Source organism: Aequorivita iocasae (genome assembly GCF_016757735.1).
Classification (GTDB): Bacteria; Bacteroidota; Bacteroidia; order Flavobacteriales; family Flavobacteriaceae; genus Aequorivita; species Aequorivita iocasae.
In genome coordinates this window covers 2340568-2357431 of record NZ_CP068439.1, presented here as the reverse complement: position 1 = coordinate 2357431, position 16864 = coordinate 2340568, and the positions used below count along the sequence as shown (strand labels likewise).

The 16864-nt window shown below is 39.8% G+C and carries 17 protein-coding genes; all 17 read right to left on the bottom strand.

The annotated features are described in order from the left end of the window. Positions 1-10: 10 nt before the first annotated feature. The 17 genes from JK629_RS10870 to nadA all read right to left on the bottom strand — a co-directional run bounded on the left by JK629_RS10870 (position 11) and on the right by nadA (position 16860). On the bottom strand, positions 11-178 hold the full coding sequence (locus JK629_RS10870; protein WP_202335645.1) for a hypothetical protein: 168 nt from the start codon (positions 176-178) through the stop codon (positions 11-13). Positions 179-190: 12 nt separating this feature from the next. Beyond that, positions 191-928, bottom strand: a complete 738-nt coding sequence (locus tag JK629_RS10865; RefSeq protein ID WP_202335644.1) for a sulfite exporter TauE/SafE family protein — start codon at positions 926-928, stop codon at positions 191-193. Between the two features lie 10 nt (positions 929-938). Then, the gene (locus JK629_RS10860; protein ID WP_202335643.1) at positions 939-1385 is read right to left on the bottom strand and encodes a FixH family protein; all 447 of its coding nucleotides are present in this window, start codon (positions 1383-1385) and stop codon (positions 939-941) included. A gap of 20 nt (positions 1386-1405) precedes the next feature. Next, positions 1406-2827, bottom strand: coding sequence for a cytochrome c oxidase accessory protein CcoG (gene ccoG / locus JK629_RS10855; protein WP_202335642.1), 1422 nt, complete (start codon positions 2825-2827; stop codon positions 1406-1408). A gap of 39 nt (positions 2828-2866) precedes the next feature. Further along, complete coding sequence (locus JK629_RS10850; protein ID WP_202335641.1) at positions 2867-3850, bottom strand: cbb3-type cytochrome c oxidase N-terminal domain-containing protein; 984 nt, start codon at positions 3848-3850, stop codon at positions 2867-2869. After that, positions 3847-4044 carry a CcoQ/FixQ family Cbb3-type cytochrome c oxidase assembly chaperone gene (locus JK629_RS10845; RefSeq protein ID WP_202335640.1) on the bottom strand — a complete coding sequence of 66 codons (198 nt, stop codon included), beginning with the start codon at positions 4042-4044 and terminating at the stop codon, positions 3847-3849. Before JK629_RS10845 ends, JK629_RS10850 begins: the two co-directional genes overlap by 4 nt. Before the next feature lie 2 nt (positions 4045-4046). Next, positions 4047-6248, bottom strand: a complete 2202-nt coding sequence (gene ccoN / locus JK629_RS10840; RefSeq protein ID WP_202335639.1) for a cytochrome-c oxidase, cbb3-type subunit I — start codon at positions 6246-6248, stop codon at positions 4047-4049. Between the two features lie 13 nt (positions 6249-6261). Beyond that, positions 6262-6468 carry a cbb3-type cytochrome oxidase assembly protein CcoS gene (ccoS, locus tag JK629_RS10835; protein ID WP_202335638.1) on the bottom strand — a complete coding sequence of 69 codons (207 nt, stop codon included), beginning with the start codon at positions 6466-6468 and terminating at the stop codon, positions 6262-6264. 63 nt (positions 6469-6531) lie between these two features. After that, the gene (locus JK629_RS10830) at positions 6532-8937 is read right to left on the bottom strand and encodes a heavy metal translocating P-type ATPase (protein ID WP_202335637.1); all 2406 of its coding nucleotides are present in this window, start codon (positions 8935-8937) and stop codon (positions 6532-6534) included. Between the two features lie 118 nt (positions 8938-9055). Next, positions 9056-10267, bottom strand: a complete 1212-nt coding sequence (locus JK629_RS10825; protein WP_202335636.1) for a hypothetical protein — start codon at positions 10265-10267, stop codon at positions 9056-9058. 134 nt (positions 10268-10401) lie between these two features. After that, the gene (ric, locus tag JK629_RS10820) at positions 10402-11127 is read right to left on the bottom strand and encodes an iron-sulfur cluster repair di-iron protein (protein ID WP_202335635.1); all 726 of its coding nucleotides are present in this window, start codon (positions 11125-11127) and stop codon (positions 10402-10404) included. Between the two features lie 116 nt (positions 11128-11243). Continuing rightward, a complete protein-coding gene (locus tag JK629_RS10815; RefSeq protein WP_202335634.1) occupies positions 11244-11711 on the bottom strand; it encodes a hemerythrin domain-containing protein in 468 nt (155 codons plus the stop codon). Positions 11712-11756: 45 nt separating this feature from the next. Further along, entirely contained in the window at positions 11757-12185 is a 429-nt protein-coding gene (locus JK629_RS10810) for an RrF2 family transcriptional regulator (RefSeq protein ID WP_202335633.1), read from the bottom strand. A gap of 108 nt (positions 12186-12293) precedes the next feature. Continuing rightward, positions 12294-13562, bottom strand: coding sequence for an acetyl-CoA hydrolase/transferase family protein (locus JK629_RS10805; RefSeq protein ID WP_202335632.1), 1269 nt, complete (start codon positions 13560-13562; stop codon positions 12294-12296). Between the two features lie 204 nt (positions 13563-13766). After that, the gene (locus tag JK629_RS10800) at positions 13767-14363 is read right to left on the bottom strand and encodes a thioredoxin family protein (RefSeq protein WP_202335631.1); all 597 of its coding nucleotides are present in this window, start codon (positions 14361-14363) and stop codon (positions 13767-13769) included. Next, the gene (gene nadB, locus JK629_RS10795) at positions 14360-15934 is read right to left on the bottom strand and encodes an L-aspartate oxidase (protein WP_202335630.1); all 1575 of its coding nucleotides are present in this window, start codon (positions 15932-15934) and stop codon (positions 14360-14362) included. The genes JK629_RS10800 and nadB overlap by 4 nt, the downstream gene beginning before the upstream one ends. After that, positions 15934-16860, bottom strand: coding sequence for a quinolinate synthase NadA (gene nadA / locus JK629_RS10790; protein ID WP_202335629.1), 927 nt, complete (start codon positions 16858-16860; stop codon positions 15934-15936). Before nadA ends, nadB begins: the two co-directional genes overlap by 1 nt. Positions 16861-16864: the final 4 nt, after the last annotated feature.

Genomic DNA, 16864 nt, shown 5'->3' with positions numbered 1-16864 from the left:
TGTATCAATTTTAAATGTTTTCATCTTTAGGGGTAGTTATTTCTTCGTTATTCTTTTTTTTACCGCCCATAACAAAGTTGATAACAATGGCGGAAAGCACAACACATAAAACTGCAAAGAAAATGATGAGGGCCGTACCCATACCCCAATTTGCCAAGGGAATCATTGTAGTTGTCATAATTTCAATATTTTAATGGTTAAAAATTGTTTTATCTTCTGAAGTCACGGTGTGACAGTTGTAATTGGCATCTACACTTTCGGTCATGGGTTTTGGTGAAATATACGGAATGCCCAGACCCATACCACGAACTATAAAAAGACAGCCTATAATTGCTACAAATATGGGAATTGCGCGGCGGATGCGCTGGCGTACCTGCCCGTTTAAAAAATTACCCAGATAAATGGCCGACGTCATCAATGGAATGGTTCCCAATCCAAAGATTGCCATATACAAACTTCCCTCAAGAGCATTGCCAGAAGCAATGGCTCCAAAAACCGCCATATAGACCAAACCACACGGCAAAAAACCGTTTAAGAAACCAATGGTCAAAAAAGTATCGGGGGTTTTCTTTTTGAGTTCTTTTCCCAATGCAGATTTCACTTTGGAAATGATTCTGTAAATAGGTTTTGAAAAATTGTGATTGTTAAAGGTTTTCTGCGGAATGAAAATAACGGCAAGCATTAAAACACCAATTAAAATAGAAAGCTGTTGCTGAAAGCCGAAAAGATTCAAACTTTTACCCACCAAACCGAAAATAAATCCTATAATACTGTATGCGAGTACTCTTCCGAAATGATATAGTGAAATCTGTCCAACTTTTTTCAGATTATTACTTCTGTCTACGGGCAATAGGAAAGCAATAGGCCCGCACATTCCCACGCAGTGGAAACTTCCCATTAATCCAAATATGAGGGCGGTGTATAGCATTCAATGTCTATTAATAAACTATTTCTTTTTTATATAAATAATCTTTTCCTTCATAACTCCATTGAACAATAGTGTTCCATCGGCCGGCAACCAAACGTTCATCGGCTATTACTAAGCTGTTGGACGAAAGCTTCAAAGGCTCTTGAAAATCAAGATTTTTATTGGAGGGTCTATAAAGAAACACAGTACCTGTAATCTTGGTATAATCAAGGTTTTCGGGAAAAGTTAGCATCCAGCCTTTCTCAGTTTTTTTACCTATAATGTTAGCCTCCAAGGAATTTGAATTTGCTCTGTCATCGATTTCTTTTTGAAATACTAATTCCTTTTTATAATATTCTTCCGTTACCAAATCGTAATCGTACTTTTTATCGGTACTTATTTTTATAACAAAAAATAAAATGAAGCCTATAAAAAATATCATTCCAATCACTAGTCCTGTTCCCCAATTTATTTTCATAACCTACTTTTTAATTTTTCTTAATTATAATTTCTTGGCCCAAGAAAGGTAACGCTGGTAGTTTCTATTAAGGCTCCATTGCTATACACTTCTATGACCACCCTGTTTTTATCGCCCGTTAAGGCAGCGTTATTAATTTCTATAAAAAGGGTTCCTTCGGCCAATCCCTGTGCTGGAACAACCAGTTCACCTTGTTTTACGGTATGAATCGTTCCTTTATGCGACTTAAGTTTAAAGTGAATATTTTCAATATCCCTCGTAGTTTTGTTAAGCAATTTATAGGTGAAAACATTACTGATTATGTTATTCTCTTTATGCTCATACAATTGTCCCGGAAGACGCAGCACATTTGCCTCTACATCGCTCCTCAAAAATAAAAGACCCGTTAAAACCCCTATCAATATCACCAAAACTGCGGTATACCCCTTTAAGCGTGGCGTAAATTTGAATTTTGCCTTTTTTTCAATATTCTCCTCACTTGCGTAACGAATCAATCCTTTTGGCAGATTTACCGCTTCCATAATGCTATCGCACGCGTCTATACAAGCGGTACAGTTAACGCACTCCAACTGCGTACCGTTACGGATGTCAATACCCGTGGGACAAACATGTACACATTGAAAACAATCTATACAGTCGCCTTTGCCAGTAGCTTCACGATCTTCATTCTTTTTGAATTTGGCACGCCCCACTTCTTTTTCGCCACGTTTGTGGTCGTATGCCACAACTATAGATTTATTGTCCAGCAATACTCCCTGTAACCTCCCATAAGGGCAGGCTATAATACAGACTTGTTCGCGGAACCAAGCAAATATGAAATAGAACACGCCAGTGAATATCAGCAAGGAAATCAAGGTACTGATGTGCCCCAATGGCCCCTCAATAACATATTGTATGAGGCGGTCACTTCCTATTAAATACGCAAGGAATATATTTGCAATTAAAAAAGAGATTACAAAGAATATAAACCACTTTAATACTCGCTTTCTAATTTTTTCAGCATTCCACGCTTGTTTGCTTAAACGTATCTGTGCTCCCCTATCCCCATCAATCCAATATTCAATCCTGCGGAAAACCATTTCCATAAAAATAGTCTGTGGACAAATCCATCCACAAAAGATTCTTCCAAAAGCCGCAGTGAAAAATATGATGAAAACTACCCCAATCACCATCATTATAACAAACAAATAAAAGTCCTGGGGCCAAAAGGGGAATCCAAAAATATTGAAACGGCGCTCCAAAACATTAAAGAGCAGGAACTGGTTTCCATTAATTTTCACGAACGGAGCAGCAAACAGAAAAGCAAGCAGAAAGTAACTTACATATTTTCTGTATTCATACAGTTTGCCGGAAGGTTTTTTGGGATAAACCCAAGCTCTTTTACCTTCTTCGTTAATTGTACCGATGCTGTCTCTAAACCGTTCGTTTTCGGGAGTATCCAAAGTGTCTTTTGTTTTGGTAAATTATTAATTTAAATGTTTTTACTTCCCTTCTGCTCGAAGATCGTCTACGACGGGCTCATTGTTCATTTCAATTTTAATTGTGGTAGAGTCTATTACTTTTACTTCCACATTGTCCACTGGCGCATTTTCATCTACCCACACCTCTCCTTCAGGTTCCTTACCATCTACAGGGTTGGTACCGTGGAGTGTCATAACATAACTTGCTACTTGGGCCATCTCGCTAGGTTTTAGGTCTGTTTTCCATGAAATCATTCCTTTTCCGGCTCGGCCTCCTTCACTTATAGTGTGAAAAATATTTTTGATTCCCCCGCCCAATATCCAATAATCGTCTGTGAGATTAGGCCCGATACCTCCTCCACCGCTATCTTTATGGCAGGCTACACAGTTTGCGACAAAAATGCTCTTTCCGGCTTCAATATCGCTAGCATCGGTAAGTAGTTCCACTGTATTGGCATCAATTAAATCTTTGTTATTCTTTTTATATTCTTCAACCTCTGCTTTTGCCTGTGCTATTTCTATTTCATATTCCTCTCTTTGATCTGTACCGTCAAAAATGTGATAGCGCACCAAATACACAACGGCGAAGATTATAGTTGCATAGAACATATATACCCACCAAGGTGGAAGTTTGTTGTCCAATTCCCGGATGCCGTCATAATTGTGATCCAAAACAATTTCCTGTTCTGTTTCAACAGGTTTTGCGCCGAGCATTTCGCTATATTTTCTTTTAAACCATCCGAAACGGTTTTGTTCTCTTAGCTTTTCAGCAGCTAGGTAGCGCTCTTTCGCTTCGGGATTCAGCCCACCGAAGAGAATACGCTGTAAAGCTGCAGCGATAGTTTCTAAAGCTATGGCGAAAAAAAGCAACATTGCCAAAACAGCCCAAATGATCGGGTATTTTATTATGGCCCACTGTTCACCGGAACCAATGGTAAGCTCTAAGAGAAAGAAGGCTAGTATCGCAAAACCGATAACCCTTAAAAATGATGCTGTGGTTTTCATAGTATTTTTTCGTTTTGGTGGTTAGTATCGTCTTCCAATGGAATATTGCTCACTTCTTTGATATGTTCTTTTTTGGCGGTGATTACCCAATAAAAAAGCACCACAAAAAATACGAAGAATATCAATAAAGAAATCATTGGATATATTTGAACGTTATCTATGTTCTCGAGGTTTCCTTTTACAAATTTCAACATAACTATTCGTTTTTGGCCGAAGCATCTTCGGTGGTTTGTACTTTAATATCTGTACCCAATCGTTGCAAATAAGCTATAACCGCTACAATTTCACGATCTTTCATTTCAATAAAATCCTCTCCATTTTCCTCTGCATATTTTTTACTTGCTTCATACGTACTTACAAAGTCGGGATCGCTGTAAAGGTTTTTCTCAATTTGGGTTCCTTGCTCATCCATCCATTCTTGCGCACGGGCTATTTCCTCTTCTGTATAGGGCACTCCCAAACTAACCATGGCGCGCATTTTTGTCTCGGTATCTGATTTATCCAATTCTGTATTTATCAACCATTTATAGGAAGGCATTATAGAACCTGATGAAGTACTCTGTGGGTCGTACATATGGTTTAAGTGCCAGTTATCGGAATATTTTCCTCCCACTCGGTGTAAGTCAGGCCCTGTACGTTTACTTCCCCAAAGGAATGGATGGTCATACACATATTCTCCAGATTTTGAATACTCGCCATAGCGTTCCACTTCACTCCTAAAAGGACGAATCATCTGAGAGTGGCAGCCTACGCAGCCTTCACGAATATATATATCGCGTCCTTCCAATTCCAAAGGTGTATAAGGTTTCACACTTGAAATTACGGGAACGTAATCGTCCACCATTAAGGATGGAATAATCTGCACAGCCCCTCCAATTAGAATTGCAATAGTTGCATAAATAGTCAATTTGATAGGTCTTCGCTCCAACCAAGTGTGGTAACCTTCCCCTGAAGTTTGCCTTTTGGTTACAGGTGTTAATGGTGCTGCTTCGGCAAGTTCATCGGTGACCTTACTACCCCTGCGCGCAGTCATCACTACGTTATAAAGTGCTATAAACGCTCCAGTAATATACAGACTGCCACCAATGGCGCGCATCCAATACATAGGGATGATTTCCGTAACCGTTTCTAGGAAATTTCCATAGGTTAATGTTCCATCTGGATTAAACTGGTTCCACATTGATGCTTGCATAAAACCTGCAACGTACATAGGCAGTGCATACATTATGATACCTAAAGTTCCTATCCAAAAATGGGCGTTCGCTAATTTAATGGAATACAATTTTGTTTTGAATAGGCGCGGTACCAACCAATAGATCATACCAAAGGTCAAAAATCCGTTCCAAGCGAGTGCGCCAACATGAACGTGAGCTATAATCCAGTCGCTAAAGTGCGCTATCGCGTTTACGTTTTTAAGTGAAAGCATGGGCCCCTCAAAAGTTGCCATACCATAGCCGGTAATTGCCACAACCATAAATTTTAATACTGGATCAACGCGAACTTTATCCCAAGCGCCACGCAACGTTAAAAGTCCGTTTATCATCCCACCCCAAGATGGTGCTATAAGCATTACCGAAAAAGCCACTCCTAAATTTTGAGCCCATTCTGGCAACGCTGTGTAAAGTAAGTGGTGAGGCCCCGCCCAGATATAAATAAATATCAAGGACCAAAAGTGAACTATAGAAAGCCTATAGGAATATACAGGTCTGTTGGCCGCTTTCGGCACAAAATAATACATTAACCCAAGGAAAGGCGTAGTTAGGAAAAAAGCAACCGCATTATGCCCATACCACCATTGTACCAAAGCATCCTGAACGCCAGAATACGCCGAATAACTTTTAAGCGCAGATACGGGAAGCTCCATGCTATTTACTATGTGCAAAACAGCTACTGTAACAAAGGTTGCCAAATAGAACCAGATGGCCACATATAAGTGGCGCTGACGTCTTTTAACCATTGTCATAATTAGGTTTAGACCAAAAGCTACCCATATTACCGCAATGGCAATATCAAAGGGCCACTCGAGTTCGGCATATTCCTTTGAGGTTGTGTAACCCAATGGAAGCGTAATAGCAGCACCAACAATTATGGCCTGCCAGCCCCAAAAGTTCAAGTTACTTAAAAAATCACTCCACATTCGTGCTTTCAGCAAGCGTTGGGTGGAGTAATAGACTCCCGCAAAAATGGCATTACCCACAAAAGCGAAAATTACCGCATTCGTGTGCAAGGGTCTTAAACGCCCAAAACTGAGCCAGGAAACACCATCAGTCATGTTTGGGAACAAAAACATATAGGCTAGCAGCAAGCCTATGCTCATACCAATGATACCCCAAAAAATGGTTGCATTGATGAATTTTTTGACAATCTTGTTGTCATAGTAAAACTGTTCTGTTTGCATAGTGTTAATAGAATTATTTTTCTGGATTGGTTTTATTTTCTTTTGAAGTATTCTTAGGGCTTGAAGAGCCTTCCTTTACCAGTTCATCGTCAAAAAGCATACGTACGGAAGGAGTGTAGGTATCATCATACTGGCCCTTTTTTACTGAAAAAATAAACAGTGCAAAAAAAATGAGCGCCACAAAAACACTGATTGCCAAGAGCATATAGATTATGGTCATACCTGATAATTATTTTTCAAAAATATTATTGCAAACTTCTTTAAAATATGACATTTGTCAATTTTACTTATTTATATCCGTTCTTAATTTCTTTCCCACATATTGGGTCGCCAAGGTTGTAAAAACCACTATACTTATAGAGCTTAAAGGCATTAATATGGCTGCAACTACGGGTTGTAAATGTCCTGTAACCGCAAATGCCAAACCTATTAAATTATAAAACAGCGAAAACACAAAAGCCCATTTTATGATGTTCACTCCTTTCTTTGACAGGTTTAGAAAATCCCCAATTTTTTTGAATTGGGAAGCGTCCAAAATACCATCGCAGGCTGGTGAAAATACATTTGTATTTTCTGAGATCACAAAACCTACATTGCTCTGTTTTAATGCTCCTGCATCGTTCAATCCATCGCCAATCATCAATACCTGTTTTCCGCTTTGTTGAAGGGTTTTTATGAAATTAAGCTTATCATCCGGTTTTTGATTGAAAAACAGTTTAGTTCCTTTTGGCAGTAATGCTTCCAAACGTTTGCGTTCGCCTTCGTTGTCGCCTGAAAGCACTATTACTTCTTTATCCGTTTCAAGCTGTTCAAAAATTTCGGCAACCCCTTTTCGGTATTCGCTATTGAATATGTAGCATCCTTTGTAAACCTGGTTGGCACTCACATGGACAGTAGTTCTGTTTTTAACTTCGGAAATCATCCCATCATAATTTCCAACAAAATCATACGAACCTACTTTTATGGAATTATTATTAGAAGTGGCGGAAATCCCCTTCCCTACTTCTTCTTCAAATTCATCCAAGGTCTGGATATTATTTTTATCCAAAATGTTGTAGAGCGAACGGCTCAAAGGATGGCTTGATGCCCTAAGTGTGCTCGTGAGCAATTGTTTTTCTTCCGGCGAAAGCGCAACGCCTTCATAGGTGATCATATTTTTTTGGTTGGTTGTGAGAGTTCCCGTTTTGTCAAAAACCACGGTATCCAGCTTTGCCATTTGTTCAATAACCGAAGCTTCCTTTAAATACAATTTCTCCCTTCCGAAGATTCGCAAAACATTCCCTAAAGTGAACGGCGCAGCTAATGCAATGGCACACGGACAGGCAACAATCAAAACCGAAGTAAACACATTAAACGCTTTGGAAGGATCGACCACAAGCCAAAAAATGGTAGCAATAAAGGCTATTGAAAGCAAAACGACAGTAAAACGTTTGCTGATGCTGTCAGTTATTGATTCAAAAACGCCGGTTTTATCCTTGCTAAAAACATCGTTGCTCCACAGTTGCGTCAAGTAACTCTGGGCGACAGGTTTTAAAACTTCAACTTCCAAAATCCCGGCTTGCTGTTTTCCACCTGCAAAGAGTTTATCGCCACTTTGCTTGCTAATGGGTTCCGCTTCCCCGGTAACAAAACTGTAATCAATAAGCGCGTTCCCTTTGATTAAAATAGCATCTACGGGAATTATTTCGTTGTTGCGAATTAGCAAGCGATCGCCTTTCTGTATGGTATAAACCTCGGCCTGTTCTTCAGTTACTTTGCCTTCAGCGTTTCTGAAAAGTCTGGTAACGGCTATTGGAAAGTATGATTTGTAATCGCGTTCAAAGGAAAGGTAGCTGTAAGTTTTCTGCTGAAAAAATTTCCCCAATAACAAAAAGAATACAAGGCCCGAGAGACTGTCAAAAAAGCCTGTGCCCAAATCGAAAACAATATCTATCGTACTTCGAATAAAAAGCACAGCGATTCCCAACGCTATGGGAACGTCTATGTTTAAGATTTTGGAACGAAGGCCTTTGTATGCTGAAGTGAAATACCCACTTCCCGAGTAAAAAACAACGGGCAGTGAGAATGCAAACATCAACCAGCGGAAAAAGGGTTTAAACTGGTCCAGCCAAAATTCAGAATGTTCAAAATATTCTGGAAATGAGAGGAACATAATATTTCCAAAGGCAAAGCCTGCGATGCCCAGTTTATAAATGAGGCTTCGGTTTACGCTTTTTTCCTTTTTCTCGGAATCGTCCAGCGAAATGTAGGGTTCGTAACCTATTCGGCTTAAAAGAATCACTAGATTCTTCAGTGAATTTTCATCAGCAGAAAAGGTGATCCGTACCGTTTTTTCGGGAAAGTTTACTTGTGAAGATTTAACTGCTGGGTTAAGTTTATTGAGGTTTTCAAGAATCCAAATGCAACTGCTGCAATGGATGGAAGGAATTAAAAAAGAAACAATCCGCGTATTGCCATCGTTAAATTCCAGCAATTTTTCAACAATCGCCTCATTGTCCAGAAAGTCATACTTTCCTGAAATTTCCGTTGGGGAAATTCCAGGGTTTTTTTCAAGGTCGTAATAATAACTTAAATCGTTATCGTGCAGAATTTCAAACACAGTCTTACACCCATGACAACAGAAGGATTTTTCCTCATGCTTAATTTCAACGTCCAAACACGCATCGCCGCAATGGAAACAGTTTACCATCAATCTAAAATTTGCTCGTTATACCTTTTGCAAAGGTTGCAACAGATTTAATTTTGTCAAATGATATTTATCAACTTTGATTCTAATTATGAAAATGGAATGTTTACAATTTCGTGCTTTATGGAGTAAGATATAAATTTTTAAGGTTTTTTAAAAATAAAACTCCCACCGCAACTGGAAATGTGCAACTTAAAATTGCGATCAGTAAGTAATATTCCGAAAAAAAAGGAAGCCCCAACCAAAGTGCGAAAGCTTTGTAAAAAATGAGCAGCTCTGTGCTTGCGAATGCAAAAAGAAAGAGTCGTAGAAAACTATTGGGCAACGTAATTAATTTAAAGTATTTCAGAAACGCTAGCATTGTTGTGATAACGATGCCTAAGAAAACTAAATGTAGATATCCAATTACAAAATCCTTTAGTTGATAAGCTAAATCTGCAACATATGGAAATGCGGAAAAGAGCTGCATTATAAGTTTAGAAACCATTAATATTCCTGCTATTTTCAGAAAAAAAAAGGCATTTTTACCTACAGCAGTTTTTAAAACGGAAAAATGGGTTTTCAGTAAAAAATACAACTCATAAAAGGCTAAAAGCTGCGCCACTGCTGCAGCCAGTCCCAAAATATAAATAGCTGTGGGCGGAACAAACCAAAGAAAGGAAAGAAAGACTGTGAATAGTACACCAACGTTCAAAAGAAGGAAAAATGATTTTAGTTTTTCAGTATTAAATTGAATTCCTTTTCCTTCTAAAACATAAAACAGTACCCCCAAAAGAGCAATTATAAACCATCCGTTATACTGGAAATGAAGATAAAAATAAATGGAAGATTTGTACCAAATAGACCCTGGGCCCAAGGTTGCCATCACACCCCCGATTGCCCAAGGACCAACACTTGAAATAACCAAATACCACAACGCAGTTTTTATAAGCTTCCAAGAAAACCGTTTCTTAAAATGCTGCGGAATATATTTTATCGCGAACCAGGCAAACCAATAGGAAGCAAACAGAAACAGCGTAGAGAAAATAATGGAATATAACGCATACCCTTGAATGGGAAAGGTTATAAGCATTCCCACTATGCACAGGTTTGTAAACACAAAAATACGTTGGTAGAGCTTCGGTTTTTGTGCTTCGGAAAGAAAAATTTTGAAGATCAAAGTTGTCAACCCTAAATAAATCCAGCCAAGAAGCGCCGTATGCGAATGTGCATGCAATATGTATTTATAATTAAGCGGAAGGGGGGTGACAAAAAAAAGGCGTAGCAAAACTCCCATAAGCGCCACCAGGAGAAAATAGAAAAGCGCAAAGGCTATGTGTTTTCTTAAATTCATCAAGATTCAAAATTAAAAAACAGTTCGGATTGTGGCTACAAACATTCAAAGTTGCCATAATACCGAACTGCTCAAAAAAACCAATCAAATAAAAAAGTCTAAGATTTGGGGCTGTGGATACTTCTAAAAACAGATTAGCTTTTCTTTAATTTCTTTTCTAAGTTCAAGGCTTTTGGGAAAAGAATATTATTTTCTAAATGTACGTGCTGGTGCAAATCCTGCTCAAACTCATCAAGCTTGGCATAAAAAGCCCTGTACGTATTGCAGGCACCCTTTGGTGGTGTAAAGTTATTGCTCAATTTTGCAATTTGACGCAATATTTCGCCAGCCTCTTCATGCTCGGCTTCCATCATTTTTATGGGGTTTTCAACAGTTCCAAAATGGATGGCGGGAATATCGCCACCTTCGCGTTCAGCCTTTACAAGTTTTTTAATAAAAGGGAAAAGAATCAATTCTTCCTTTTTCATATGTGAAGCCAACTCCTGCACCACTTGTTTTACCAAAGTCTCAATCTGTCCAAGCTCTGTATAATGATGGCCGTGAACGTGGTTTACACGCTGGGCATACTGTAAAAGCAGCGGACTATTTTCTTCAACGTATGTATGGTGAATGTTGATAATATGGTCTGTAAGAAAATCCAGTTTCCAACTGTTGTAATCCTTGGTCCTATCCTGGATGACATCAAGGCCCAGCAGTTCCGCTTCCAACATAGCTGGATCAATTTTTGCTTTTTCACAGGCTTTTTTAATGCTAATGCCTCCACCACAGCAAAAATCAATGCCGTGTTTTTTAAAGATATGGGCTGCTTTTATATTGTCTGTAACCACATCGGCTACTGTTTTTTCTTGAAGTGTTGTCATAGTATTTATTTTTATGAATTGATTGGAACAAATTTCCACATAAAATGACAACCAAAATATGACCTATATCATAAAAGGATATTTTTATCTTAATAAAGGATTTGTAAAAGAAATTCTTAGTTTTCCCAGAAAGGGTCAGGATATTCAGGCCGGGATGGGTTTTCTGAATGGATTTCCGAAATTTTTTCAAGTTGGCTGGCGGTAGCCACTTTTTGGATTTCATTAAAAAGGATGCGTTCCTCAAAGCGAATGTGTGCATCGAGCTCCTGCTTCAATTGCCTTAGGGATTTTTCAGGATTTTCGTTTTCCTTAAAAAGGTTTTCTATTCGCCTGTGTTCTTTTAAGGCTCTATGTATCAATTCATTCTCTTCTTTCAAAACCGTAAAAACATACTTTTCCTCAGCTTCAAAATGTGGCTTAATTTCTTTCTCAAAAAACCAAGAAGCATATTTTTGAAGTCTTTCTGGATCAATATTTTTACTGAAACCTTTGCGCAGTTTCCAACTGAAAAGCAGCCCAAAATGATGCTGACGGCTTAAAGGTTGTAATGCCTTGTGACGTTTTATAGGCTTTTTCTTTTCCATTTCTGAACATATTTTGATCCTGTATTTGCGCGCATGTAATTAATCTTAAACTTTCAAAAACGTTTCGCCTTCTTCTAAATTTGCGGCGAGCTCCATTACCAACGTATTTTCACACATCTTTTTTAAACCGTTCCGCACGACCATAAATTGATCGTGAACAGGGCAGGGATGTTCCGAAGAGCATTCCCGAAGTCCCAAGCCACACCCTTTAAAAATATTATCTCCATCAATTGTTGCTACTATTTCAGCCAGTTTTAAAGTGGAGTCTTTTTCAAGATAAAATCCGCCATTGGGCCCTTTTTTTGAAAGAAGTATACCAGCACGGGCAAGCTGCTGGCAAACTTTGGCTGTAAATGGTTCTGGAGAATCTACAGCTTTGGATATTTCCGTAATATTTGGACGCAAATCTTTTTGGGATTGCTTAGCTATAAATAGAACGGCACGAATACCATATTCACAAGCTTTTGAAAACATATAGATTTATTTTCTTTAAAAGTAAGTAATAACAATATTATTCAAGGACAAATCTGTCTTAAAAAAATAGCTCCTTTTATCCACTTTAAAAAAAGTAACCTTATAACTTTAGTTATGAAAACGCTTTCGCGCCTCGCGCTCCAAGGCTTCCCGGTGATCGGGATGCGCAATGGAAATAAGTGCCTTCGCCCGCTGTTCAATTCCTTTTCCAAAAAGATTAACTACTCCATATTCGGTAACCACATAATGAACGTGTGCCCTGGTGGTAGTAACGCTGGCTCCTTCCTTTAAGAACGGGGTAATTTTTGAAATCCCTTTATTAGTGACTGAAGGCATAGCAATAATAGGCTTTCCTCCTTCTGAAAGTGAAGCGCCTCGTATAAAATCCATCTGCCCGCCCACACCGGAATATTGATACATACCAATACTGTCCGCACAAACCTGTCCCGTCAAATCAATTTCAATGGCGCTATTGATAGCAGTTACCTTTGGGTTTTTACGAATGATAGCAGTATCGTTTGTATAGCCGGCTTCTTTAAAATGCACTATTGGGTTGTCATCAATAAAATCGTATAATTTTTGGGTACCCATCGCAAAACAAGTAACTATTTTGCCAGTTTTGATTTCTTTATCTTCCCCAGTGATAATTCCCTTTTCTACCAAAGGAAGTATTCCGTCGCTGAACATTTCGGTGTGAATTCCCAATCGTTTATGGTTGCCCAAATTATGAAGCACGGCATTTGGAATATTGCCAATGCCCATTTGTAACGTTGCGCCATCTTCCACCAATCCAGCAACATGCCTTCCTATTGTAGCTTCAATATCTGTTGGTGTTCCCAATATTGATGCGTGAATAGGCTCATCAATTTCTACGGCAAAATCTATATTTTTTATATGAATAATGCCATCGCCATGGGTTCGCGGAACGTTTGGGTTGATAAGGGCTACAACGTGTTTTGCTGTTTGTATGGCAGGCAAGGTAACATCAACTGAAACACCCAATGAGCAATACCCATGTTTGTCTGGGGTAGACACTTGAATGAAAGCCACATCCAAAGGCAGGATGTTTCTTCTGAAAAGCCAGTGGATTTCACTCAGAAAAACTGGAATATAATCGCCGTGAATAGTATTAACACCTTTCCGAACGTTATCACCCACAAAACAGCTTGAAAGCTTAAAAGCTTCGTTGTATGGAGCTTGTGTATATTTAGCCTCACCGTGGGTGTGGATTTGGATTATTTCTACATTTTTGAGTTCGCGATAGCGTTCACACAAGGTGTCTATCAACAAATTGGGCGTCATTGCGGCTCCCTGAAAAAATACGCGATTATTAGATTTTACTATAGATATGGCCTCTTGGGCTGAAACGATTTGCATAATTTTTAAGTTTTATGCAAAGGTTGGGAATCTTATCTGCTTCTAAAATGACTTTGGTCAGATTTTTTGAAAATTGAACTTTTGAGCCACGACGGTTGTAGCCACCACAGTTGAAATTACGACTGTTGGAAGCACAACGGTTTGAAACCCGAGTGATAGTAATTATTCTGTTTGTCGTGGGTCAAATCGTCGTTTTGATTCCTTTTACGCTTTTACAATCAGAGCTTCCAAAATATCATTAATTATTGAAACTCCCCTATCATTATTATACCACACTTGCAGCATTTCCTTAAAGGCGTCGTCAATTTTGCCGTGATGTTCCTTGTAATCGGCAACCAATTTTGTCGCGGCCTTCGAGCGCGGACCGAAAGTATTGATTACGTTGAAATCTTCATCAAGGATAATAACTACGGGAATGGAGCGCGAACCATTGGTCAAAAATTCATCCATCAATTCGGGGTTTTCATCGCGAAGCACAATCTTCAAATCGATGTTTTCCGAAAGTTGCGCAATCTTGTTCAAAATCGGAAGCGTTTGCGCGGCATCGCCACACCACGGTTCGCTGATTACAAGCCATGTTTGTTTTTCAGAAATATTTTTGAAAACTTCAACGCTTTCTTCTGCAATTTCTGCGGTTTTATCCAATCGCTTGGTACGGCTAAAGTTCAGTTTTGTATAATCAATTTTTTCTTGGGTAGGTTCACCAGTGGTTCGGCCTTCCGCCACTAACTGTTTAAAAAGCAAGTTGTATTCGGAATAATCCATTGCTTTTTTAACCGAATTTTCTAGTAAAGTCTTCATAATTTTTCTGTTATATATGTTTTATAATCGTCATTAAAATAACCGCCACAGTTTTCGTTACGATTCATGGATTGCTGAATAATCAAATGCGCCACATTTACCATATTCCGAAGCTCTGAGAGGGGCGTATTTAATTTGTGTTTTTGGTACAGGGCTTCCATTTCAAAATACAAAACCTCCAACTGTGCCGATGCTTTTTCTAAATCGCTATTATTCCGAACCACGCCTGCATATCGTCGCATCAACCGTTGCAACTGCTCCGTTTTTTGTTGAAGAACATCAGAACCTTTCAACAAAACCGTGCCTTCGTCATTCCATTCCGGAATGGCTTTGGTCGTCCGTAAAGGCTTATGTTTACAGAGATACTGAAAAATGCGGTCCGCATAAACCAACGCTTCCAGCAACGAATTGGATGCCAGTCTATTGGCACCATGCAAGCCGGTGCAAGAGCATTCGCCACAGGCAAAAAGATTTTCCACCGAAGTCTTTCCATACATATCAACCACCACCCCACCGCACAAATAATGCGATGCCGGAACTACGGGAATCCAATCTTTTGCCACATTAATGTTTCGCTGCAAACAGGTTTCAAAAATAGTTGGGAAGTGTTTTTTGAAATCGACACTATCCAAATGCGTACAATCCAAAAAAACACAATCGTCGCCCGATTTTTTCATTTCAGAATCTATAGCCCGCGAAACGATATCGCGGGAAGCCAATTCGCCGCGTTCATCATATTCCAACATAAATCGTTCGCCCTTTTTATTCCGAAGAAATGCTCCAAAGCCACGCACAGCTTCCGAAATCAAAAATGAAGCGCCGTTATTTCCGTCGTACAGCGCCGTTGGGTGAAACTGTATAAACTCCATATTTTGGATGCGCGCCTTTGCGCGATAGGCCATCGCAATGCCATCGCCCGTTGCAACCGCAGGATTGGTGGTGTGCCCGTAAACCTGCCCCATTCCCCCGGAAGCCAGCGTGGTACAGTCGGCCTTTATCGTAAAAATATTCTCGGAAATTTGGTCCAAAACATAGGCGCCGTAACACGAAAGATTTTCAGTCCTTTCTTCGGAAAAGTGATGCTCGGTTATCAAATCTATCGCAAAATGATGTGGCAGCAAAGTTATATTTGGTAGTTGATTGACGCGTTCCAAAAGCGTGCGCTCAATCTCGTTTCCCGTCGTATCTTTATGGTGTATTACCCTAAATTTTGAATGGCCTCCTTCCCTGCCCAGCGTGAGTTCGCCGTCGGCATCGGTGTCAAATTTAGCGCCCCAATCCATCAGTTCGCGCAATCTTTTTGGCCCCTCTTTTATGACCATTTCCACAACGGTTTTGTCGCAAAGTCCGTCGCCGGCAATCAGCGTATCCTCAATATGTTTTTGAAAGGAATCTTCCTTTAAATCAAAAACTGCAGCTACGCCGCCTTGGGCATATTTGGTGTTCGATTCCGATTGATGGGCTTTGGTTACGACCGTGATTTTTTTCTTCGGAAATTCCGTAGCAAGTTTCACTGCGAGTGTTAAACCCGCAGCGCCCGAACCGATGATCAAAAAATTGGTTTCCAGCATTATTTTGATAGTTCCAGCATTCGCTCAATGGGCAGAATGGCTTTTTTTCGTATTTCCTCCGAAACCTCTATCTGCGGGGTTTCGTTCAGCAAACAATTGTAGAGTTTTTGTAACGTATTCATTTTCATAAATGCGCATTCGCTGCACGCGCAAGTGTTGTCCTCTTCGGCGGGTGCGGGAATCAATATTGCCTGCGGTACTTCTTGCTGCATTTTATGGAGGATTCCGGCTTCGGTGGCGACTATAAATTTTTCCGCAGGATGCATTTTCACATAATCAATCATGCCCGCCGTGGAACCGATATAAGTTGCGGTCTCCAAAATATGGCTCTCACTTTCGGGGTGCGCAATAATTTTTGAACCCGGGTGCTCTTTGTAAAGTTTTAGCAATTTATCCATCGAAAATGCTTCGTGCACAATGCAGGCACCGTCCCAAAGCAGCATTTTCCGTCCGGTTTTCTTCTGAATATGTTTCCCCAGATTTTTATCGGGCGCAAAAATAATCGGAACGTCCTTTGGCACGGAATTCACAATTTTTTCGGCATTGGAAGAGGTACAGATTATATCGCTCAAGGCTTTTACTTCCGCAGAACAATTCACGTACGTTATCACCATATGGTCCGGATGCGCTTCCACCAATGTCCGGAAAGCATCGGGCGGACACGAATCTGCCAGCGAGCAACCCGCCAGCAAATCGGGCAATAAAACTTTTTTGTCGGGGTTCAAAATCTTTGCGGTCTCGGCCATAAAATGCACGCCGGCAAAAACGATCATTTCGGCATTGGTTTCCGCAGCTTTTTGCGAAAGGCCCAAACTGTCGCCCACATAATCGGCCACCTCCTGTATTTCTGGCACTTGGTAATAGTGCGCGAGGATTACAGCATTTTTCTGCTTTTTCAGTTCAGTTATTTTTTGAAGTAAATCCATCGGG

Bases quoted from the DNA above. Each gene is read 5' to 3' on its own strand.
- JK629_RS10815 (WP_202335634.1), bottom strand. From the start codon at position 11,711: ATGGAAAAGAAAAAGCCTATAAAACGTCACAAGGCATTACAACCTTTA.
- JK629_RS10800 (WP_202335631.1), bottom strand. From the start codon at position 14,363: ATGAAGACTTTACTAGAAAATTCGGTTAAAAAAGCAATGGATTATTCC.
- JK629_RS10825 (WP_202335636.1), bottom strand. From the start codon at position 10,267: ATGAATTTAAGAAAACACATAGCCTTTGCGCTTTTCTATTTTCTCCTG.
- nadA (WP_202335629.1), bottom strand. From the start codon at position 16,860: ATGGATTTACTTCAAAAAATAACTGAACTGAAAAAGCAGAAAAATGCT.
- JK629_RS10830 (WP_202335637.1), bottom strand. From the start codon at position 8,937: ATGGTAAACTGTTTCCATTGCGGCGATGCGTGTTTGGACGTTGAAATT.
- JK629_RS10865 (WP_202335644.1), bottom strand. From the start codon at position 928: ATGCTATACACCGCCCTCATATTTGGATTAATGGGAAGTTTCCACTGC.
- JK629_RS10850 (WP_202335641.1), bottom strand. From the start codon at position 3,850: ATGAAAACCACAGCATCATTTTTAAGGGTTATCGGTTTTGCGATACTA.
- nadB (WP_202335630.1), bottom strand. From the start codon at position 15,934: ATGCTGGAAACCAATTTTTTGATCATCGGTTCGGGCGCTGCGGGTTTA.
- JK629_RS10870 (WP_202335645.1), bottom strand. From the start codon at position 178: ATGACAACTACAATGATTCCCTTGGCAAATTGGGGTATGGGTACGGCC.
- JK629_RS10845 (WP_202335640.1), bottom strand. From the start codon at position 4,044: ATGTTGAAATTTGTAAAAGGAAACCTCGAGAACATAGATAACGTTCAA.
- JK629_RS10810 (WP_202335633.1), bottom strand. From the start codon at position 12,185: ATGTTTTCAAAAGCTTGTGAATATGGTATTCGTGCCGTTCTATTTATA.
- ccoS (WP_202335638.1), bottom strand. From the start codon at position 6,468: ATGACCATAATCTATATGCTCTTGGCAATCAGTGTTTTTGTGGCGCTC.
- ccoN (WP_202335639.1), bottom strand. From the start codon at position 6,248: ATGCAAACAGAACAGTTTTACTATGACAACAAGATTGTCAAAAAATTC.
- JK629_RS10860 (WP_202335643.1), bottom strand. From the start codon at position 1,385: ATGAAAATAAATTGGGGAACAGGACTAGTGATTGGAATGATATTTTTT.
- JK629_RS10805 (WP_202335632.1), bottom strand. From the start codon at position 13,562: ATGCAAATCGTTTCAGCCCAAGAGGCCATATCTATAGTAAAATCTAAT.
- ric (WP_202335635.1), bottom strand. From the start codon at position 11,127: ATGACAACACTTCAAGAAAAAACAGTAGCCGATGTGGTTACAGACAAT.